The organism is Streptomyces sp. NPDC046860 (assembly GCF_040645115.1).
In the GTDB taxonomy this organism is placed as follows: domain Bacteria; phylum Actinomycetota; class Actinomycetes; order Streptomycetales; family Streptomycetaceae; genus Streptomyces.
Map to the genome: position 1 here is coordinate 1 of NZ_JBEYXQ010000031.1, position 21,185 is coordinate 21,185.

The 21,185-nt window shown below is 73.3% G+C and carries 16 protein-coding genes; 5 read left to right on the plus strand and 11 right to left on the minus strand.

All coding sequences use genetic code 11. The features are described from left to right. Nucleotides 1-107 precede the first annotated feature (107 nt). The 4 genes from ABZ898_RS28620 to ABZ898_RS28635 form a co-directional block, all read right to left on the minus strand. The gene (locus ABZ898_RS28620; protein WP_361665004.1) at nucleotides 108-428 is read right to left on the minus strand and encodes a hypothetical protein; all 321 of its coding nucleotides are present in this window, start codon (nucleotides 426-428) and stop codon (nucleotides 108-110) included. 231 nt (nucleotides 429-659) lie between these two features. After that, complete coding sequence (locus ABZ898_RS28625; RefSeq protein ID WP_361665008.1) at nucleotides 660-1,538, minus strand: geranyl diphosphate 2-C-methyltransferase; 879 nt, start codon at nucleotides 1,536-1,538, stop codon at nucleotides 660-662. Between the two features lie 64 nt (nucleotides 1,539-1,602). Beyond that, nucleotides 1,603-2,655, minus strand: coding sequence for a family 2 encapsulin nanocompartment cargo protein terpene cyclase (locus ABZ898_RS28630; RefSeq protein ID WP_361665010.1), 1,053 nt, complete (start codon nucleotides 2,653-2,655; stop codon nucleotides 1,603-1,605). Nucleotides 2,656-2,671: 16 nt separating this feature from the next. Continuing rightward, nucleotides 2,672-4,114: a family 2B encapsulin nanocompartment shell protein gene (locus tag ABZ898_RS28635; protein ID WP_361665013.1), complete on the minus strand. Its 1,443-nt coding sequence runs from the start codon at nucleotides 4,112-4,114 to the stop codon at nucleotides 2,672-2,674. A gap of 704 nt (nucleotides 4,115-4,818) precedes the next feature. On the opposite strand from ABZ898_RS28635, the gene ABZ898_RS28640 reads away from it, so the two are divergent. Together ABZ898_RS28640 and ABZ898_RS28645 are read left to right on the plus strand one after the other, a co-directional pair. Next, nucleotides 4,819-9,624, plus strand: coding sequence for a ricin-type beta-trefoil lectin domain protein (locus tag ABZ898_RS28640; protein WP_361665106.1), 4,806 nt, complete (start codon nucleotides 4,819-4,821; stop codon nucleotides 9,622-9,624). 12 nt (nucleotides 9,625-9,636) lie between these two features. Further along, nucleotides 9,637-10,293, plus strand: coding sequence for a hypothetical protein (locus tag ABZ898_RS28645; RefSeq protein WP_361665016.1), 657 nt, complete (start codon nucleotides 9,637-9,639; stop codon nucleotides 10,291-10,293). Between the two features lie 88 nt (nucleotides 10,294-10,381). Here ABZ898_RS28645 and ABZ898_RS28650 read toward each other — a convergent pair whose 3' ends face one another. Continuing rightward, entirely contained in the window at nucleotides 10,382-10,621 is a 240-nt protein-coding gene (locus tag ABZ898_RS28650; protein WP_361665019.1) for a hypothetical protein, read from the minus strand. A 198-nt stretch (nucleotides 10,622-10,819) separates the two neighbouring features. On the opposite strand from ABZ898_RS28650, the gene ABZ898_RS28655 reads away from it, so the two are divergent. Beyond that, nucleotides 10,820-12,205 carry an MFS transporter gene (locus ABZ898_RS28655; RefSeq protein WP_361665022.1) on the plus strand — a complete coding sequence of 462 codons (1,386 nt, stop codon included), beginning with the start codon at nucleotides 10,820-10,822 and terminating at the stop codon, nucleotides 12,203-12,205. Between the two features lie 33 nt (nucleotides 12,206-12,238). On the opposite strand, the gene ABZ898_RS28660 is transcribed toward ABZ898_RS28655, so the two are convergent. The 4 genes from ABZ898_RS28660 to lnt all read right to left on the minus strand — a co-directional run bounded on the left by ABZ898_RS28660 (nucleotide 12,239) and on the right by lnt (nucleotide 17,276). Next, a complete protein-coding gene (locus ABZ898_RS28660) occupies nucleotides 12,239-14,191 on the minus strand; it encodes a GAF domain-containing protein (RefSeq protein ID WP_361665025.1) in 1,953 nt (650 codons plus the stop codon). Nucleotides 14,192-14,267: 76 nt separating this feature from the next. After that, complete coding sequence (locus tag ABZ898_RS28665; RefSeq protein ID WP_361665028.1) at nucleotides 14,268-15,065, minus strand: 3-hydroxybutyrate dehydrogenase; 798 nt, start codon at nucleotides 15,063-15,065, stop codon at nucleotides 14,268-14,270. Nucleotides 15,066-15,120: 55 nt separating this feature from the next. After that, nucleotides 15,121-15,600, minus strand: coding sequence for an NUDIX domain-containing protein (locus ABZ898_RS28670; protein ID WP_361665031.1), 480 nt, complete (start codon nucleotides 15,598-15,600; stop codon nucleotides 15,121-15,123). A 68-nt stretch (nucleotides 15,601-15,668) separates the two neighbouring features. Next, the gene (gene lnt, locus ABZ898_RS28675; RefSeq protein WP_361665034.1) at nucleotides 15,669-17,276 is read right to left on the minus strand and encodes an apolipoprotein N-acyltransferase; all 1,608 of its coding nucleotides are present in this window, start codon (nucleotides 17,274-17,276) and stop codon (nucleotides 15,669-15,671) included. 262 nt (nucleotides 17,277-17,538) lie between these two features. Between lnt and ABZ898_RS28680 the strand changes: the two genes are divergently transcribed. After that, complete coding sequence (locus ABZ898_RS28680) at nucleotides 17,539-18,519, plus strand: O-antigen ligase family protein (RefSeq protein WP_361665037.1); 981 nt, start codon at nucleotides 17,539-17,541, stop codon at nucleotides 18,517-18,519. Between the two features lie 6 nt (nucleotides 18,520-18,525). Here the strand turns inward: ABZ898_RS28680 and ABZ898_RS28685 are convergent, their stop codons facing one another. Both ABZ898_RS28685 and ABZ898_RS28690 read right to left on the minus strand, forming a co-directional pair. Beyond that, entirely contained in the window at nucleotides 18,526-19,071 is a 546-nt protein-coding gene (locus tag ABZ898_RS28685) for a hypothetical protein (protein ID WP_361665041.1), read from the minus strand. A gap of 84 nt (nucleotides 19,072-19,155) precedes the next feature. Further along, entirely contained in the window at nucleotides 19,156-19,935 is a 780-nt protein-coding gene (locus ABZ898_RS28690) for an aspartate/glutamate racemase family protein (protein ID WP_361665109.1), read from the minus strand. A 72-nt stretch (nucleotides 19,936-20,007) separates the two neighbouring features. Between ABZ898_RS28690 and ABZ898_RS28695 the strand changes: the two genes are divergently transcribed. Further along, nucleotides 20,008-21,183 (plus strand): glycosyltransferase, encoded by a 1,176-nt coding sequence (locus ABZ898_RS28695; protein WP_361665044.1) that lies wholly within the window; start codon nucleotides 20,008-20,010, stop codon nucleotides 21,181-21,183. Nucleotides 21,184-21,185: the final 2 nt, after the last annotated feature.

Here is a 21,185-nt window from a genome sequence, read left to right on the forward strand (position 1 = left end):
GCAAGGCGGAGGGTCGCCCTCGTACTGGATGTACGAGGGCGATCCCGACAACGCGGCGAGCGTGCGTGCCAGACGCCGCGAGCCAGGCGCCACTTCGCGGACACGGACTAGGACCGGCCGGGCCGCACCGCGCCCTCCAGCCGGCAGGTCATGCGGTTCACCCGGACCTCGGTGTCCGCGGCGGAGTACCAGCAGTTGCGGAACGCGCTGACCATCGTGAACTGGCGGTCGAGCTCGACCTGCAGGTACACGGCGTCCAGCGTCCGGTCGGTGCCGTTGGTGAACCCCCCGGAGAGGTACAGCCCGGCACCCGGGTGGACGGTGACCCGTTCGATCGCCCCGTCGAAGCGGAGCCCGTCGTCCTCGGCGGCGGCCGGATGGGCCGGGCCGAGGCTCAGCAGCAGCCCGGCCGCGACCGCCGCCGCCACGGACGGCCCTGATCGCCGTCCGCCGGCACTCGCTCTTCTCCCTGGCACGGACCCTCCGATGTCGTCGACCACCGGCCGGCCGACTTCTCCGGGGCCGGAACCGGACGCTTGCTCACCGGATGCGACCCGGATCGCGGCGCGAGGGTTGTACGTATGACAACGGAGTTTTTACCCAGAGAATGCCGAGCGGGCGGCGCCCCGGTGGGACGCCGCCCCTGACGGGTCCTCGGGTCAGACCCGGTCGGCCACGATCAGCAGGTACTGGAAGCTGCCGTTGCGGTAGGCGTCCAGGAACGCGTCCTCGATGCCCGTGACCAGGTGGTCCGCCTCCTTGCGCAGCTCCCAGTACGGGATGGTCGCCGCGGTGAGGTCCTCGACGTGGACCGGGACCAGGCGGTTTCGGGCCATCGCCTTGAAGTACTCCGAGCGCGGGTGGATGTCGCAGATGTAGTGCGCGTTGATCAGGGACACCTCGCGCGAGGCCTGCCCGTAGGTGTTGTTGTAGCAGCCGGTGATCGTCACGTACCGCCCGCCCCGGCGCAGCAGCCGGGAGTGCTCGGCGAAGAGCAGGTCCAGCTCGACGTACATGGTGGACTCGTTGTTCCACGACGCCGCGTACGCGCCGGTTTCGAAGCCGGTGTCGAGCATGTTGCGGTGGTGGTAGCGCACCTTGTCGTCGATGCCCCGGATGCGCGCCTGCTCGTTGGCGAAGGCGCACTGCTTGGCGGAGATGGTGACGCCGTCGGCGTGGCAGCCGTGGCGCAGATGTGCGGTGACGCTGCCGCCGCCGCGGCCGCAGCCCGCGTCGAAGACCCGGTCGGACGGGGTCAGCGGCCCGAGGTGGGAGGCGAGCAACTCGGCCTGGGCGTGCTCCAGTCGGTGCAGTTCGGCGGTGATCCGCTCCCTGCGCCCCACCGGGTCGGGGTCGTCGAGGACCGAGCGGTCCGCGGCGCCGATGCCGTAGTGGTGGTGGTAGAGGTCGTCGAGCTTTCCGAGTTCGAGGTTGACCGGGTTCTCCTCGGCGTTCCAGTACTCCGCGACCCGGTTCTGGTACGTGGACTGCGTCGGCACGGAGGTGGCCGGGGCGGTCGGAGCAGGGACGGTCGTCAAGGTGACTCCTTGTTGCAGGTGACGGTGTTCCGGGACAGCGGTGACGGTCGCCCGTGGGGGTCCCTCACCAGTAGTCCGGCAGGTGGTAGCGATGGGTGTTGGTGGCGTGCCACTCGTGGTTGCCGGACACCCAGGCGGCGAGGCCCTGGACGTAGCGCTCCACGAGGGGCGAGCCGGCCGAGAGGAGCGCGGACTCCTCCTCGAAGGCCTCCATGATCCGGTTGTGGATCTCGACGGACCGCAGGTAGGCGGCCTTCAGCCCGCGGCGGTCGTTGGCCGCGACGACCTGGGGCAGGTTGAGGTGGTCGGGGTCGCTGGCCAGCTCCTTGGTGAAGGAGTACAGGTCGTTGACGATCGTCGTGGCGTTGCAGGCCAGGGCGGTGATCCGCTGGATCTCGGGGCGGGCGTAGACCTGCTCGGGCAGTTCGTAGCCGTCCACCGCGTCGACGATCGACAGACAGGGGCGGAAGTTGTTGAACTGCCGCATCACCAGGTACTCCCACACGCGCGGCACGTACCGGGTCTCGGCCCAGGCCGCCTCCGCGAGATAGCCCATGTGCAGCCGGGCGATGTCGTGCACGAACCGGTCGGTCTGGCTGGGGGTGGCGAAGCCGGCGTAGTCGGCGAGGGCGAAGTGGTAGGAGCGCAGGGGGCCGTCGGCCCGCATGCCCTCCCGCCACTCCTCCTCCAGCTCCGGGACGCCGTGGTAGGGGTCGATCGCGGACTGGGCCATGATCAGCCGGGCGCCGAGCCCGCGCCGGGCGCCGCCGCGGCCCTCGTCCTCCTCGCAGTAGCAGGAGTCGACGACGTTCTCCGCGAGCAGCAGCTTCCCCGCGGCCGTGAGCCGTTCCAGGTCAAGGGCGCCGGGGTGCTGGAGCACGACGGCGCGTCCGAACTGGAAGCCCGAGAAGTCCCCGGCCCATGCCTCGGGGAACAGGTCCAGGCCGCGCGCCCAGGTCTCCAGCCGGCGGTCGATCTCGGCCGCCTTGACGGGGTCGGCGGGCGCGGCGGGCCGGTGGTGCAGTCCGGGGATCGCTCCCGTGCGCCGTTCCCGGCGCAGGCTCCGGGCGATGTCCGGCGGTCCGGGCAGCGCGTAGGAGTCGGTGGATGTGCTCATGGCGTGCTCCAGACCGTCACTCGGCCGTCCGGCCGATCTGTACGTTCTCCAGGACTCCCGCCGCGTCGGGGACCAGGATCGCCAGCGAGTAGTAGGCGGTGACGAGGTAGTTGACGATCGCGGCGCCGTCGATGCCCATGAAGCGGACGTTCAGAGAGGGCTGGTACTCCTCGGGGATGCCGGTCTGGTGGAGGCCGACGACCCCTTGGGCGGCCTCGCCTGTGCGCATCGCGATGATGCTGCTGGTGTGGTCCCCGGTGACGGGGATCTTGCCGCACGGGAGGATCGGGACACCGCGCCAGGCGGGCACCTCACGCCCCTCGACGCTGGCGGTGCCCGGCACCAGCCCGCGCCGGTTGCACTGCCGGAAGAAGGCCGCGATCGCCTTCGGATGGGCGAGGAACACCTTGGTGCCGCGCCGCATCGTCAGGAGTTCGTCCATGTCGTCCGGCGTCGGCGGACCGCTGTGGGTGCTGATCCGCTGGCCGTGGTCGATGTTGTGGAGCAGCCCGAACTCCCGGTTGTTGACCAGCTCCCATTCCTGGCGCTCGCGGATCTCCTCCACGGTCAGCCGCAGCTGCTGGGCGGTCTGGTCCATGGGTTCGCTGTAGAGGTCGGCGACCCGGGTGTGGACCCGCAGCACGGTCTGGGTGAGCGACAACTCGTATTCACGCGGCGAGAGTTCGTAGTCGACGAAGCCGCCCCGGAGGGTCTCCTCGCCCACATGGCCGGCCTGGAGGGGCACTTCGGCCTCGCCCTTGCGGTTCGCCGGCCGGGCCTGCCGCTCGGTGTACGCCCTCAGGTGCGCGGCGAGTGACGGCGCGCGTTCGGTCAGCTCGTGCACGGCCGTCCAGGGCAGCGCGAGCACCACGCCCGCGGTCTCCGCCCGGACCGAGGCCGGCCACAGCGGGTCGGGCTGCCCGACCGCGTCGTCACCGAGCTGGCCGCCGTCGGTGACGACCCCGAGGATCTCCTCCTCGCCGTACTTCCCGGCCGTGTACCGCGTGAAGCGGCCGTGCACCACGAGGTACGCCTCGGTGACCGGCTGGCCCGCCTCGAACAGGACCTGTCCGGGCCGCACTTCGCGGGGCCGGAAGCGGGAGGCCAGCTCCCGCAGCACGTCGAGGTCGGGGTAACCGCGCAGGACGGGCAGCTCGGTGAGCGTCTGCGGGACGACCCGGATGTCGTCGGCGCCGTTGTGCTCGAAGTGCACCCGCCCGCGGCCGGCGCGCAGTTGGAGACGCCGGTTGACCCGGTAGGCACCGCCCCGCACGTCCACCCAGGGCAGCGTCCGCAGCAGCCACCGCGAGGAGATGCCCTGCATCTGGGGCGCCGACTTGGTCGTGGTGGCGAGCTGCCGGGCCGCCCGGGTGCCCAGGCTGGTGGCCGGCCTGCCGCCCGGCGGAACCGGTTCGGGTCCGTCGACGGCGGAAGCGGTGGCGAGGTCCGGTGTGGACACTGTCCTCCCATCTCAGACGGTGTGCGTGCTGCGCCAAGCCAAACAGCGCGCGCGATCAAGGGGTAAGGCGTGAAAGGGGCGGACTCGATCTTCGAGTTGCGCAAACCCCCTGTCGGAAGCACTCGGCGTAGCGCGAGTGATCACGCGCTGGTGCGGCGCAACCGTGCATCGAGGGGGAGGAGTGGCACGGGCGGAAGTGGGGTATCAAGTGCCGCGCCGTGCACGGGAGGCGGGCGGGGCGGAGGAGGAGCGCGGATGCGCCGTGCCGCCCGCGAGAGGCGAGAAATGGCCATCTTCCGCCGCGCATTCAGGACACACGCGCACAAGATGATCACAGTACGGCCATACACACCCCCGGCCGGACCTGCGGATTCGCCCACTCCGCCCGCCCGTTCGCGGCCGTGCGGGGCTTCGCGCGAGCAACTCGGCGTCCCGCATGGGAGGTTACGGGCGTTGTCGTGTTCACTTAAGCTATCTACGCGCGTTGCGGAACAGGCCGGAGACAGGCCGCCGACCGGGCGCGATGACCAGCGACTGGGGACACCATCGCTCACGGGGAGGGGCGCACCGCCCCCGCCCACGGACCGATCACCGAAGGCGTTCGCCGCACTCCGAGCGAGGCCGGGTCGACAGAGGTGTGCCCTGATTCGCGCTGACCCGTGAGGAAAGAGACCCTCTTGCGTTCGACATCACCGGGCTCCCGCATGCCCGGCTCCGGCAGTCCGGGCGTGTTCGCCCGCGTCATCCTCCTTCTCACCGCCGTCGCCGTGATCGCCGGCCTCGCCTCCCTGCCCCGCCTCGCGGGCGGCGATCGCACCGGCCTCGTCGGGGACTCCTACGACGGCTACGACACCTCCGCCGCCGAACGGCTGCGCCAGGACCAGTGCGTCGCCGCCGACGCGCTGCGCCAGGGCGGACCCAACCTGTCCGCTCTCGCGCAGGGCGCCATCGGACTGACCCCCGACCAGCTGCACCAGAAGGTCGACCGGAACCTCTCCGACAACAACACGCCCCTGCACCAGGCGTTCTACGCCGACAGCGACAACACCGACCAGTGGACCCAGAAGCTCCAGGACCAGGGTCAGTCCTGGTCCGGCGCGGTCAGCGGCCTGGATTCCTACCCCGGCGCGCCGCGCGGGGCCGGTGACATCTTCGACCAGGTCGGCCTGCGCCCGTGGCTGTGGCAGTCGTACTTCAAGGCGGTCGACCTCTTCTCCCCCTTCTACGACCCGTCGCCCACCGCCGACGACGCCACGAAGGCCGCCGCGCTCACGATCGGCAACGAGCGCTACACCTCCGGCGGCACGCCGCAGGAGCGGCAGGCGTGGGAGCTGTGGAAGAAGAACTCCGGCAAGATCGAGCCCAACGTGATGTTCGTGCCGCGGGTGTTCGCCGACGACGCGCGCGTCTTCCTCTCCTCCGGTGGCTTCCCGACCACGGCCCCGGCTCCGGACTCCGCGGAGTTCCGTATCGCGGTCGAGGACCTGAAGTCCCGCTTCGCCGCGTGCGCGTGGCACGATCCGATCGACCCGGGCCGGGTCCTGGGCAAGGAGGTGGCGCAGGCCTCCGCCGAGTGGCAGCAGGAGATCGCCTCGCAGGCCACCCAGCGCCAGCAGATACTCGGTGCCGGCGCGACCGCCACCAAGGCCCTCCAGGACGGGGCGTTCGCGCTGGGCAGGGAACTGGGCCAGTCCTGGATCGCGGACTACTCCACCCGGTGGCTGGACTACTCCACCGAAGGCGGCATCGGCTGGATCGGTGACGCCCCGCTGGAGATCCAGGTACCCGGGGCCACCGGCAAGTGCCTCGACGTCCAGGGCGGCGCCAAGACCAACGGGACCCCGGTGCAGATCTACACCTGCAACGGCGGCGCCGCGCAGAAGTGGCAGCTGTGGGGCTCCTACGAGGGCGGCTACCAGCTGCTGAACCCGAACTCCTCCAAGTGTCTCGAGGTCGCGGGCGGCGCCACCGCCGACGGCACGAAGATCCAGATCCGCGACTGCGCCGGCACGAAGGCCCAGCAGTGGACGTTCGACGTCCGCAACGTGGGCGCGCTGCGCAACGCGGCGTCGGGCAAGTGCCTGCACCTGCCGACGTTCGACAACAGCAAGGACGCCGTCTCCTCGACGTGCAACGGCTCCAGCGCGCAGAAGCTGCGCGTCGTCCCCAAGGGCCACACGGGCACCGTCGCGGCGAAGGCCGACGTGGACCAGGCGAAGGCCAACGTCACGGCGGCGCAGGCGGAGGCGAAGAAACAGCTCGGCGTCGTGCAGGCGCAGCTCGCCACCGCCCAGAAGGCGGCCACCACCTCCGACACCGCGCTGCAGTCCGCGTACGGCGTGGCCGACGCGAGCGGAGCCCCGCGCGGCCGGGGACTGCTGGTGGGTCAGCAGAAGGACCAGGTGACCAGGGGCGCCGTGGCGGCGCTGCAGGCTCTGGCGAAGGCGGGTGAGACCGCCGAGGCGGCCACGCGCGCGTCCGCCGGTGACAGCGCGGCCATCACCCAGCGCGCCCTGGCGCAGGCCGCCCAGTCGAAGGCGGAGTTCCGCAAGGAGGCGGCCGCCCGCGCCGAGTGGCAGGCGAAGGCGGCGGCCGACGCCGCCAGGCTGCACCGGGACAACGCCAGGACGGACAAGGAGACCGCCGAGGCGAAGCTCACCGTCGCGCTGAAGGCCGAGGGCGACGCGAAGGCGGCCGCCGCGGACGCGCACGCCAAGCGGCTCACCGCGGAGGCCGAGGAGCGGACGGCCAAGGCGGAGAAGGAGACCGCGACGGCCCGGCGGGCCGAGGCCGCCGGACACCGGCAGAACGCCGAGGCCGAGGCGGTCAGGGCCAAGGACGCGAGGGACAGCGCGGAGGCGTTCGAGAAGACCGCCGGGGACCGGCGGGACGAGGCGGTCGCGGCGCGCGACCGGGCCAAGGACAAGCGCGACGACGCGTGGGACGCCGAGCAGAAGGCCGACGCGGCCCGCGCCAAGGCCGACGCCAAGGACGCCTACGCCGAGTCCCTGACCGCCGGTGACGCGGCGGACGCGGCCCGTGCCGCGGCGGACGGCGCGGACGCGGCGGCCACCGACGCCGAGGCGGCGGCCACCCGGGCCCGTTCCGAGGCCGACGCCGCCACCCGTGCGGCCGCCGAGGCCGACGCTGCCGCCACGCGCGCGGAAGCGGCCGCCAAGCGGTCCCGCGCGGCCGCCGACGCCGCCCAGGCGGACAAGCTGAAGGCCGACGCGGCGGTGCGGACCTCGACCAGCGCGGTCGCCGACGCCATCAAGGCGTCCCAGGACGCCTCGTCCGAGGCCAAGACCGCCGTCGCCCTCGCCGACGAGGCCGAGCAGCACGCCAAGGACGCCAGGAACCAGGCCGACGAGGCCAAGAAGCAGGCGGCCATCGCGCTCGCGGCCGCGGTGAAGGCGGCGGGGTACGCCCATGTCACCGCCCAGGCGGCGGCGGACGCGCACCAGGCCGCGGCGAAGGTGGCCGCTCCGGCCAACGACGCGGTCCAGCTCGGTGCCCCGTACGTCGACACCGACGCGGCCGCCGGCCTGGTCGTGCTGACCGGGCAGGGCGCGAAGTCCGTCGCCGAGCAGCAGGCGGCCGTCGCCGACGCCCACGCCGCGAACGCGGCTGGCGAGGCGCAGGCGGCCAGGAACATCGCCGACCAGGCGTCCAGTGATACGAAGGAGGCCTACCAGCACGCGGCGACCGCGGCCCAGTACGCCGCCGACGCCCGCACCTACTCCAAGCAGGCCCTCGGCTACGCCTCCGAGGCGGCGAAGGCGGCTGCCGCGGCGGCCTCCTCGCTGGCCCGCACCATCGAGTACGACCAGCAGGCCACCAGCGACGCGGCGGCCGCCGACGATGCCGCCGACCACGCCGAGGGCTGGGCGAGCGACGCCCGTGACGCGGCGGACGCCGCGGAACTCGACGCGGCCGCGGCCCGCTCGGCCGCCTCCGCCGCAGAACAGGACGCGCGGGACGCCCGGAGCGCGGCCGACCGCGCCGACACTGCGGCCACCGAGGCCGAGACGGCGGCGAAGGACGCCGACAGGTACGCCGACGAGGCGCAGGAAGCGGCCGAGCGTGCCGAGCGCGCCGAGGCGGGCAAGCAGGTACAGACGGGCGCGGCGACAGGTGTCGGCGGGGTGTTCTCGGTCATCGACGAGATCAGGCAGCGCGGCGAACCCGAACGCCTGCCCAACGAGTGCCACGGCATCGACTGCAACACGATGGTCTTCGTCGCCCACTTCGACGCGGTCGTCAGCTACTACCTCTGCCTCGACCCCGACGAACCGGCGACGGAGTCCGGCTGTCCCGCCGAGGACACGGTGTTCCTGAAGACGCAGACGTTCACCGGCCTGTCCAAGACGGTGAAGGTCTCCGCGTGGGACGTGACCAAGGACGTCTGGAAGGGCATCTACGACTCGATCATCGGTGACTTCACCGGCTGCTACCACAAGCTGAACGGTGACGGCAGCGGCAGCTACGGCGACTGCGCCTGGGCGGCGACCTGGCTTCCGATCGGCGGCCCGATGGCGCGGATCACCGAGGCGATCCGGGCGGTGGACGCGTCCCTGCGCACCGGTGTCGGCGTGTCCGACGCGCTGAAGGCGCTCAAGGCCCTGGACGTGGACGCCCAGACCGTCGCCGCCGTCGAGCGGAGCGTGAACGCCTTCGACGAACTGCGCACGGCGTGCCGGACGAACAGCTTCCCCGGTTCCACCCAGGTGGTGCTGGCCGACGGACGGCGCAAGGCGCTGCGTGACGTGCGCCCCGGCGATCTGCTGCTGGCGACCGATCCGGCGACCCTGCGCACCCGGGGCGAGCCCGTCACGCGCACCTTCCACCACACCGCCACCGACCTGCTCGACGTCGTCCTGGCGGACGGCGGAAGCCTGACGACCACCCCCGGGCACCGGTTCTTCGTCACGGGCCGCGGCTGGACCCTGGCCTCGGACCTGCGCGCCGGTGACGCGCTGCGCGGCCCGGACGGTACGCCCCGGCGTGTGACCGAGGTGTCCGGCCGGCACGAGTCCCGGCCGCGGACCGTGTACGACCTGACGGTGTCGGGTCTGCACACCTTCTACGCGGTGGCGGAGAACTCCCCGGTCCTGGTCCACAACTGCAACGACCTCGTGGCCGACGACCAGGCGTTCCCGCGTCTGGCGCACGCCCTGGACGAGCACACGGCCGGGTACGTCACGCGGGACGAAGCCAAGGCGCTGGCCGAGGAGAAGGGCGGCCCGAACGGGGTGTTCCTCGACGTCCAGACGGCCCAGCAGGTCGTCGACTACGCTCTCGCGGACAAGGCCGGGGAGATCACGCGGTGGCTGCGCGGCAGCGCCCGCGAGAAGGCGCTGACGGGGTACTTCGGGGCGAAGAACTCACTCGGGTACGTCGCCCAGGCCGACGGCAGCTTCACAGCCGCGGGCAACGGCTACAAGATCGTGCTCAAGCGGGCCAAGGGCCACAAGTTCGGTTACTACGTCTACACCGCGTACCCGGTCTAGGAGGGGGCGACGTTGGAACGCTCGGAACGGCCGGAACCGCCGGAACGGTTCGACGAGGGCGACTTCGGTCTGTCGTGGCTGACGACGATGTTCCACGCGGACTGGACGCGCGGCACGGCCACCGGTCCGGAGGCGGTCCGGTACCACCTGGCTCCGGATCTCGGGCCAAAGGCGGTGCTGGCACTGCGCCGGGACGCGGTTCGCCTGGCGGACGGGCTCGGCCGGGCGGACATCGAGACGCTCTGGCAGGCCGCGACGAATCCCGGGGGCGTGTTCTCCGACCCGCCCCGGGGATTCACCTCGGGGACGGCCTGGATGCGTGCCGTCGTCGCCGAGTGCGACGCCTGGCTCGCCGTCAGGCCGGGCTCCGCGCCGCTCGCCGGCGCCGACCTGGAGGACGGGTCATGTGACTCGGACGCGGTCCTGGCCGAGATCGACCGGGCCCAGGACCTCCCGGAGGGCACCCGGACCGCCCTGGCGCACTGCGCCACCGGCTGCACGCCGGAGCTGGCGTTCCGGCTGCTGCTGCGAGCGGTCTGCGAGCACGGACTCCGCACCGGCGCACGGCTCTCCCCGGAGCGGTACGCCCGCTTGGAGGCGCTCGGTTCACGGATGCGGTACGGGCCGTACCTGGTGCCGGAGGTGGAGTTCCTGGTCACCGGGGAGTAGAGGCCGCGCTGCCGCCGTTCACGGGATGCCGTGAACGGCGGCAGCGTCGTACGGGCGCCTCGCGCGGGCCGACCCGCAGCTCAGGGTGTCACTTGCCGGAGTGGTCGATGACGTTGCCGTTGGAGCAGTTGTTGACGTGGTCGCTGACGTAGTCGCCGAGGACGGGGACGACCGCGACTTCCTGCAGGCACACCGCCGCGGCGGTGAAGTTCCAGTTGTTCGCGGCGTTGATGCCGCCGCCGAAGTTGGAGTCGTTGTCGGCGTGCGCGGGGGTGGCGACGGCCGCGACGGCCAGGGCAAGGGCGGCGAGCGTGATGATCTTCTTCATGCGGTGGGAACGAGCCTGCCGGAGGGAGGACACGACCGCCCCGCCCGGCATGCCACGGATGGCAGACACCCTCGCATGGGGGCAGCACGCACACTCCCGCACCGAACTATGGTGCCTCACCACATGTGCGCTTGAACTGCGGGTTTCTACGGTGTCCCGACACCCCCCGTCCCCACCGCACACAAGGAAGTGGCGCACATGTCAGCCGAGCACACCGCTCCCCCGCCTCCGGCGAACCTCCCCCGCATCGTCGCCGCGAGCCTCATCGGCACCACCATCGAGTGGTACGACTTCTTCCTGTACGGGTCGGCGGCGGCCCTGGTGTTCAACAAGCTGTTCTTCCCGGACTCCGATCCGCTGGTCGGAACACTGCTGGCGTTCGTGACGTACGCGGCCGGGTTCGCCGCGAGGCCGCTCGGGGCGCTGGTGTTCGGGCACTTCGGGGACCGGCTGGGGCGCAAGAAGCTGCTGGTGCTGAGCCTGCTGCTGATGGGCGGCGCCACCTTCGCCATCGGCCTGCTGCCCACCCACGCCACCATCGGCACCGCCGCACCGGTGCTGCTCACCGCGCTGCGGCTGGTGCAGGGCTTCGCGCTGGGCGGCGAATGGGGCGGCGCCGTCCTGCTGGTGTCCGAGCACGGGGACGCGCGCAGGCGCGGCTTCTGGGCCTCGTGGCCGCAGACCGGCGCGCCCGCCGGGCAGTTGCTCGCCACGGGTGTGCTGTCCCTGCTCACCGCCATCCTCTCGGACGACGCCTTCACCGCCTGGGGCTGGCGCATCCCCTTCCTGCTCTCCGGCGTGCTGGTGTTCGTGGGCCTGTGGATACGCCTCTCCGTCGACGAATCGCCCGTCTTCAAGCAGGCGTTGGCCAGGGCCGAGGCGCGGGACGGCGAGGCGGCGGAGAAGCTGCCGCTGGTGTCCGTACTGCGCCACCACTGGCGCGAGGTGCTCATCTCGATGGGCGCCCGCATGGCGGAGAACATCAGCTACTACGTCATCACCGCCTTCATCCTCGTCTACGCCACCACCGCCGCCGACGTCTCCAAGCAGACCGCGCTCAACGCCGTACTCATCGGCTCCGCCGTCCACTTCGCGGTGATCCCCGCCTGGGGCGCGCTGTCGGACCGGGTCGGACGGCGCCCGGTGTACCTCTTCGGCGCGGCCGGCGTGGGCCTGTGGATCTTTCCCTTCTTCGCGCTGGTGGACGCCGGCACCTTCGGCCGGCTGGTGCTGGCCGTTGTCGTCGGCCTGATCCTCCACGGCGCGATGTACGCTCCGCAGGCCGCCTTCTTCGCGGAGATGTTCGCCACCCGCGTCCGCTACTCCGGCGCCTCCATCGGCGCCCAGTTCTCCTCCGTGGCCGCCGGTGCGCCCGCCCCGCTGATCGCCACCGCGCTGTTCGCCGCGTACGACAACGCGACCCCGATCGCCCTGTACGTCATCGGCGTCGTCCTGCTCACCCTGGTCGCCGTGGGCGTGGCCCGCGAGACCCGCGACCGGGACCTCGCCGACGTCACGGCCGACGCCTCTCCGTCCGCCTCGCTCGACCCGGTGGACCCGGTGGCGAAGACCCCGGCCCCCTGACCGGCCCCGGCCGGCACCCCGCGCGGGTGCCGGTCAGCGACGCCCGGTCCCCGCCAACCCGTGCAACCGCAGCGCGAGCTGGATCTCCAGCACGCGGGACGGTGTCTGCCAGTCCGCCCCCAGCAGGTGTCCCACCCGCTCCAGCCGCTGGGCGACGGTGTTCACATGCACATGGAGCACGTCCTTGGTGCGGGCCGGGCTCATCGCGGCGGCGAAGTAGGCCTCCAGCGTGTGCAGCAGGTCGGTGCCGCGCTGCGCGTCGTAGGCCACGACGGGGCCGATGGTGCGCTCCACGAAACCGCCGATGTCCCGGTCCCCGGCGAGCAGCAGGCCGAGGAAGCCGAAGTCCTCGGCGGCCGCGCCGTCCCCTCCCCGCCCGAGCAGGTGGAGGGCGTCCAGGCAGCGGCGGCCCTCGGCGTAGGCGGCGGCCACTCTGTCGGGTCGGGTGGCCAGTCCGGTGACGGGTGCGGAGGCGCCCACGGTGACCGGCTGGTGGACGGCGATGCCGAGTTCACGGGCGGTACGGCGGGCCAGGTCGGTGGCGGTGTCGCCGCTTTCGAGCGGGAGCAGCAGGACCGTGCCGCCGTCGCGGGTGGCGGCCAGGCCGTGCCGTGTGGTGGCGAGGTGGGAGGCCGCGGACCAGAGGCGGCGCCGGGCGGCCGCCTCCTCGTCGGCGTCGGCCGAGGCCGCATCCATGCGTGTGGCGAGGACGGCGTGCGTGGCGTCGAGGTCGGCGTCCAGCCGGGCTGCGCGTTCGCGCAGCAGGCGCGGGTCGCGGTCGCGGGCGTCGAGCAGGTCGTCCAGCAGTTCGCCGCGCACGCGGCGTTCGGCCTCGGCGGCGGAGCGGCGGGCGAGCAGGAGCAGGGAGGTGACCATCGCGGCGCGCTCCAGGGTGCGCTGGTCCACCGGATCGAGGTCGGGATGACCGTGCAGCACGAGCGCGCCGAGCACCTCCTCACCGGCGGCCACGGCCGCGATCCAGTCGGGGCCGTGGCGCACGGCGTGCCCTTGTGCGCGGGACGCCTCCAGCGCCTCGGCCGGCGTGGTGCCGATCTCGGTGAACTCGACCGCTCCGTCGAGGACTTCGGCGACGGCGCCGGCCACGTCGTGCACTCCCCCGCCGCGCAGCACGAGTTCGGCCAGGCGGTCGTGCACCTCGGAGGCGCGCTCGATGACGGCGCTGCGGTCCTGGATGACCTCATGGGCGCGTTCGAGTCCCGCGAGCGCGGCCTGGGTCTCGGTGAGCAGGTTGGTGGTGTCGATGGCGGCCGCGGCCAGGGCGGCGAAGGAGCCGAGCAGGGCGATCTGTTCGCGTTCGAAGACGCGCGCCCGGCGGTCCGCGGCGAAGAGCACGCCGATGACGTGCGTGCCGAGGGTCAGCGGGACCCCGACGATGGCGAACAGCCCCTCGTCGTGTACCGCGCCGTCGATGGTGTCGGTGTGCTGGAAGCGGGCGTCCTGGAAGTAGTCGTCGGTGACGTAGGGGCGGGCGGTCTGGGCGACGAGTCCGCCCAGCCCTTCGCCCATGCCGAGGCGCAGTTGCTGGAAACGGGCGGAGACCGAGCCCTCGGTGACCAGCATGTAGGTGTCGCCGCGCACCGGGTCGTTGAGGCTGAGGTAGGCGATGTCGGTGCCGAGCAGGGAGCGGGCGCGCTGCACGATGGCCCGCAGGACCGCGTCCACGTCCCTGAGCCCCGCCAGGTCGTGGGCGGTCTCGAAGAGCGCGGACAGCTCCGCCTCCCGGCGTCGGCGGCCTTCGAGTTCGGCGCGGACGCGCAGCGCGAGGAACTTGGCGTGTTCCAGCGCGGCGACGCGTCCGGCGGGCAAGCCCTCGGCGCGGGCTCGGAGGACGGGGCGTTCGTACGCCTCCGGGGAGGCGTCACGGGCGAGCAGTTCGAGGTACGGGGCCTCCGCGCAGGCGTCGGCCCCCGCCGCGGCGTCCCCGGTGTCGGGGCGCGCGGCCGACTTGAGTCGGTCGGGAGACATGGCCACAGGATCGCTCATCGCGGTACCGGCACGTCAGCCCTGTGGACAACCCGCGCCGGACCGCTCCGGACGCCGGTCAGTGGGCGGTCCAGCCGCCGTCCAGCACCAGGGAGGTGCCGGTGACGAAGGACGCCTGCGGGCCGCACAGATAGGCGACCGCCTCGGCCACCTCCTCGGGCTCGATGAGCCGTCGCAGCGCGCTGTCCTTGAGCAGCACCTCGGAGAGGACCTGTTCCTCCGGGATGCCGTGCGCCTCGGCCTGGTCGGCGATCTGCTTCTCGACCAGGGGGGTGCGCACATAGGCCGGATTCACACAGTTCGACGTCACACCGTGGGGGGCGCCCTCCAGCGCGGCCGTCTTGGACAGTCCTTCCAGCCCGTGTTTGGCCGCCACATAGGCCGACTTGAAGGCGGAGGCGCGCAGACCATGGACGGAGGACACGTTGACGATGCGCCCCCAGCCCTGGTCGTACATGTGGGGCAACGCCCCACGGATGAGCCGGAACGGCGCCTCCAGCATCACGGTGAGCACGGTGTGGAAGACGTCGGGCGGGAACTCGTGGAGCGGCCGCACGAGCTGGAGTCCGGCGTTGTTGACCAGCACGTCGGTTCCGGCGGCGGCCCGCTCGGCGGCGTCGAGGTCGGTGAGGTCCAGCACCCGCGGCAGGATCTCGCCCGCCAGTCCCCGGGCCCGTCCGGCCAGCCCGGCCAGGCCCGCCGCGTCCAGGTCGACGGCGCGCACCTCAGCCCCGGCCGCCGCGAGCCGCAGCGCGCAGGCGCTGCCGATGCCGCCCGCGGCTCCGGTGACGAGGGCGACCCGGCCGGTGAGGTCCAGGGCGGATGGGGTGCTGGGCTGGGGGCTGGGCGAGATCATGTTCCGACCCTAGTGACGCGCCCCCGGCTCACCACATAGGGCGAGAACCCATACTTCAGCCGAGAGTCATAGGGTCGAACCATGTGGGTGTCTCGGACATGGCCTGCTTGATCCGGAGCAGCGAGAACTCGTTCAGCTCCGGCAGGGCGTCCACCGCGAACCAGTCGACGTCCAGCGACTCGTCGTCGTTGACCTTCGCCTCCCCGCCCACGGCCCGGCACCGGAAGGTGATGTCCATGTACTGGCACATGTCCCCGTTGCCGTAGGTGACCGGCTGGAGCGCCTGGACCAGGACGACCCGCTCGGGCACGCAGGTCACCGCCGTCTCCTCGAAGACCTCGCGCACCGCGCACGCGGCGGGCTGCTCGCCCGGCTCCGGGATGCCGCCGATCACCGACCACTTGCGGGTGTCGGTGCGGCGTCCCAGGAGGACCCGGCCCTCGTCGTCGAAGACGATCGCGGTGACGCCGGGGAGCCAGAGCAGCTGATGGCCCGCGCTGGCCCGGAGGGTGGTGATGAATTCAGGTGTGGCCATGGCCTCGACCCTAAGGGGCCGAGCGCGCGCCTCCGGCCGCGGCCGGGGGCGCGGCACCGGTCGTACGGCTACGCGCCACCGGCGCGCCGACGGCGCACCGCGGCCGCGCCCGCCCAGCCGAGGCCGCCCGCCGCGACCAGCAGGAGCGCCGTCTCGGGGAGGACGCCGAGCCGGGTCGCGGGCGTCTCGGAGGTGCGCAGCGGCACCTTCATGTCGATGTGCGCGGGCACGAACATGCCGGTGTGCTGGGCGACCCGCCCGTCGGGCATGATCACGGCGCTGACACCGCTGGTCACGGGCACGGTCACGGTCCGGCTGTGTTCGACGGCGCGGACGCGGGACATGGCGAGCTGCTGGTAGGTCATCTCGCTGCGGTCGAAGGTGGCGTTGTTGCTGGGCACCGAGATCATCTGGGCGCCGTGGGTGACGGTGTCCCGCACGGCCCAGTCGAACGCGGCCTCGTAGCAGGTGGCGAGACCGACCTCGACGCGGCCGAAGCGGAAGACGCCCGGCTTGTCGCCCCGGTCGAAGTCCTGGCGGACCATGCTGGTCCACTCGTCGTTGATCGCGCCGATGAGCGAACGCAGCGGAAGGTACTCGCCGAAGGGCTGGACCTGGCGCTTGTCGTAGGTCTGGGTGGGGCCCTTGGCCGGGTCCCAGAGGATCTGCTCGTTGAGCAGCCTGCCGTCCCGTTCGACGACCGCGCCGACGGAGACGGGCGCGCCGATCGCCTCGGCGGCGCCCTGGATGACGGCGGCCGCGTCGGGGTTGGCGAAGGGGTCGATGTCGGAGGAGTTCTCCGGCCAGAGCACGTAGTCGGGGCGCGGTGCCCGGCCCGCGCGGACCTCGGCGGCCAGCCGCAGGGTTTCCCGGGCGTGGTAGTCGAGCACGGCGCGCCGCTGGGCGTTGAACTCGAGCCCGGAGCGGGGCACGTTGCCCTGGATCACGGCGACGGTCGCGGTCCCGGCCTCGGCCTTGTCGCTGACCAGCGCGCGGGCGCCGACCGCGCCCGCGACAGGGACGGCCACGCTCAGCAGGGCCACGGCCGCGGCGGACCTGCGCACCTCGCCGTCGCGGCGGCGCAGGGCCAACCGCACGGCCTCGTACAGGCCGAAGCCGCACAGGACGACGCCGAAGCCGAGCACCGGGGTGCCCCCCAGCGCGGCGAGCGGCAGGAAGACGCCGTCGGCCTGTCCGAAGGCGACCTTGCCCCAGGGGAAGCCGCCGAAGGGCATCCGCGCGCGCACCGCCTCACCGGCGGTCCACAGCGCAGCCGCCCACACAGGCCAGGCGGGCAGCCGGGACACGGCGGCGATGCCGGCGCCGACGAGGGCGACGTAGACCGCCTCGATGACGACCAGCGCGAGCCAGGGGCCGGGGCCGACCTCGACGCCGGTCCACACCAGGAGCGGCAGCAGGAAGCCGAGGCCGAAGAGATAGCCCAGGCCGAGCGCCGCCTTCCAGGTCCGGCCGCGCAGCACCCAGGCGAAGCACGCGAAGGCGGGCAGCGCCAGCCACCACAGGGTGCGGGGCGGGAAGCTGACGTAGAGGAGCACGCCGCTCAGCGCGGACACGAGGGCCGGGACCAGGCGGCGCGGCCGGCGGGCGCGCCCGCTCTGCGCCGGGGACGGCCGGAGCCGGTCCGGCTGGTCCCGGGAAGTTGCGGTGACGGTCACCCTGGGGAGTGTACGGCGGTCCGCGCGCCCCCTGACATGCCGGTGGGCGCCGCCCGGAACCACGACGTTCCCGCGCAAGTCGTCCACAGACCGGCTCCCAGCCGTTAGCGTGTGCCGAGCCTCGGCGGTGCGGCCGGATGCCGTGCGAGGTGCGGCCACAGGTCGGGGGACCGGGTGCGAGGGGCTACGGGTGGCGTCGACGGGGACGGGGTGCGCTGCGGACGCGCACCGGACGGAACGGAACGGGTCCGACGGGGCGGGGATGATCCTGCTGGGGCTGTGCGCGGCCTGGACCCTGCTCTCTGCGGCGGCCCATGACGGGCGGCCGGAGGGCATGCTGCTGGCGGTGCTCGCCACGGTCGCGGGCTGCGCGGCCGGGCGGATGTCGGGGGCGCTGCTCCCGGTGGCCGCGCCGTGCGCCGGGGCGGGCGCCGCGCTGGTGGTGGCCGTGACCATGCCCGGCCCGCTGCCGGGCAACTCCTACGCGGCTCCGCTCGGCCAGGCGGGTGCCGTGGCCGCGCTGCTGGCGCTGGCCACGGGGGCGCTGTGCTGCGCCGCCTGGTCGGCACCGGTGCCGGGCGTACGGCCGGTGCTGTGGCTGCTGGCCGTCGCGGTGGTGCCGGCCGGGGCGTTCCTGGGGTCGCCGGGCGGCTGCGCGGCCGCGGCGGCGGTCCTGCTGTGCTCCGTCGGCGCGGGCTCGATGCCGTACCGGGGCGCGGGGCTCGCCGGTCTGGCCGTCGCGGCCGGTGTGGCGGTGGCCGCGGTGTGGGGGCTGGCGTCGGGGGTGCTGCCGGGCGGTGCCGCCGAGGAGTTCACGGAGCGGATCGGCCCGTACCGGGTGGGGCTGTGGGCGCGGGCGGCGAGGCTGGCCGGCGAGGCACCGGTGTGGGGGGTGGGACCGGGGCGGTTCGGCACCCCGGGCGATCCGGCGGGACGGCCGCATTCGGCGCCGCTGCAGTCGCTGGCCGAGCAGGGGGTGGTGGGGGCGCTGCTGCTGGCGGCCGTGTTCGTCTGGGTCCTGCACGCCCTGTGGCGGGCCGCCCGTCCGACGCCCGTGGTGCTGACGGCCGGGGCGGCGCTCACGGCGCTGGCGGTGATCGCGTCGGTGGGCGACGCGCTGAGCTTCACCACGGTGACGGCGGGCGCGGGACTGCTGGCCGGGTGGGCGACGGCGCGCCCGTGGGGCGAGGAGGAGCGGGCGCCCTGCGCGGAGCCGGTGCCCCGGCAGGAGAAGGTGGGCTGAGCGGGGTCAGTGGGCGTTGTTCGCGGTGGTCGCGCGGAGACGGGCCCGGATGACACGGACCGCGGACTCGGCGTCGTCCACGGTGATGGTGAAGGTGTGGCCGTCCCACAGGCTCAGCACGATGCCCTCGCCCCGGCGTACGACGACGGCGGTGCCCTTCTCGGGGCGCCAGCGGTAGCCCCAGCCGCCCCAGTGACGGGGCGTGACGTGCTCGACGTAGTCGGCGCCGACGACCTCGGTGAGCGGGATGCGGCGGCGCGGCACCCCGACGTGGCCGCAGCGGATCTCCAGGGCGTCCCGGTCCAGCTTGAGGTCGACGTGCACGAAGGCGAGCGTGCCGAACAGGACGAGCAGCCCGACCGCGATGCAGCCCACGACGGACATGACCAGGGCGATGATCCCCGAGGTCCAGGCGGACTGCACGGCCAGCTCGATGCCGAGCCCCATGCAGGCGGCGCCGGCCAGCGCCAGTACCCACTGCACGCGGTTGGTGGCGCGTCCGGTCCAGACGTCGGGGTGCGAGGCGTCCTCGAAGTCGCGGTGCTCCCTCATGTCTATGAGGTTACCCAGGATTCGCCGCGGTGGCCGGTGGTGACGGAGAGCTACCGCCCGGCCCGGTGGTGGCCGCGCCCGGTGTCACATGCGGTCGGCGAGCGGGCCGGCCGCGGGCAGCAGCCGTCCCTCGGCGTAGTGCAGCGCGGCGGCGGGCAGCGCGCCGTCGCGGCCGCTGAGCAGCACGGTGAGGGCGCCCTCGGCGGGTGCGCCGGGGGCGGGGTGCTCGCCGATGCGGCGCAGGGCCTGGGCGGCGACGGCCCCGGCGGAGCCGTGCAGGACGAGCGGGGCGGCGCCCGGCCGCTGCACGGCGGCGCGGATGCGCTCCGCGACGAGTTCGTAGTGGGTGCAGCCGAGGACGACGGTCGTCACGTCGGGCGGGGTGAGTTCCGCGGCGGCGGCGACGGTCGCGTCGATGGCCTGCTCGTCCGCGTGCTCCACGGCTTCGGCCAGGCCCCAGCAGGGCACCTCGGTGACCTGGACGCCGCGGGCGAAGTCCGCGATCAGGTTCCGCTGGTAGGGGCTGCCCGTGGTGGCGGGGGTCGCCCAGATCGCCACGTGTCCGCCGCCGGCCGCGGCGGGCTTGATCGCGGGGACGGTGCCGATCACCGGGATGCCGGGCTCGCACAGGGCGCGCAGGGCGGGCAGGGCGTGCACGGTGGCGGTGTTGCAGCCGACGATGAGGGCGGCCGGCCGGTGCGCGGCGGCGGCCTCGGCGACGGCCACGGCGCGCCGGGTCAGGTCCTCCGGGGTGCGCGGCCCCCAGGGCATGCCGTCGGGGTCCAGGGAGAGGACGAGATCCGCGTCGGGCCGAAGGCGGCGTACCGCCGCGGTGGCTGCCAGGAGGCCGATTCCGGAGTCCATGAGCGCGATCTTCACCCGGCCACGATAGTCGATGGCCGCGGATGAGCCGTTCCGGTGGGGCAGACTGCGCCCGTGAGCGCCATCGTGTGGACCGCCGCCGTATCCCTCGCCGTCTGGTGCTGGCTGCTGCTGGGCCAGGGTTTCTTCTGGCGCACCGATGTACGGCTGCCCGCGCGCCGCGACCCCGAGGTGTGGCCGTCGGTCTGCGTGGTGGTCCCGGCCCGTGACGAGGCGGCCGTGCTGTCCGCGAGCCTGCCCTCGCTGCTCGCGCAGGACTATCCGGGCCGGGCGGAGGTCTTCCTGGTGGACGACGGCAGCCGGGACGGCACGGGAGATCTCGCCCGCGAGCTGTCCCGGCTGCACGGCGGGCTGCCGCTGACCGTGGCACGTCCGGGCGAGCCGCCGGAGGGCTGGACGGGCAAGCTGTGGGCGGTGCGGCACGGGATCGCGCTGGCACGCGCGCGTGACCCCGAGTTCCTGCTGCTGACGGACGCGGACATCGCGCACGCCCCGGACAGCCTGCGCGCCCTGGTGGCCTCGGCGTGCACGGGCGGCTTCGACCTGGTGTCCCAGATGGCCCGGCTGCGCGTCGAGAGCCCCTGGGAGCGGCTGGTGGTCCCGGCCTTCGTCTACTTCTTCGCCCAGCTCTACCCGTTCCGGTGGATCGGGCGCCGGGGGGCCCGTACGACGGCGGCGGCCGGGGGCTGCGTGCTGCTGCGGGCGGCCATGGCCGAGCGCGCCCGGGTCCCCGACGCCGTCCGGCACGCGGTCATCGACGACGTCGCAGTCGCGCGGGCGGTCCGGGCGAACGGCGGCCATCTGTGGCTGGGCCTGGCCGACCGGGTGGACAGCGTGCGCCCCTATCCGGGGCTGGGCGAGCTGTGGCGGATGGTCGCGCGCAGCGCGTACGCCCAGCTCCGGCACAGCCCGCCGCTGCTGCTCGGCACGGTGGCGGGGCTCGTGCTGGTGTATCTGGTGCCGCCCGCGGCGGCGGTGGCGGGCGCGGTCACGGGGAACGCGCCCGCGTGCGCCCTCGGGGCGGCGGCGTGGGCGGTCATGGCGGCGACGTACGTGCCCATGCTGCGCTACTACCGGCAGCCGCCGTGGCTCGCACCCTTGCTGCCGTTCACGGCGTTCCTCTATCTGCTGATGACCGTGGACTCGGCGGTACGGCACTACCGGGGCCGGGGCGCGGCCTGGAAGGGCCGCACCTACCGGCGTCCCGAAGCGGTGCCGGACGAGGGCTGAGC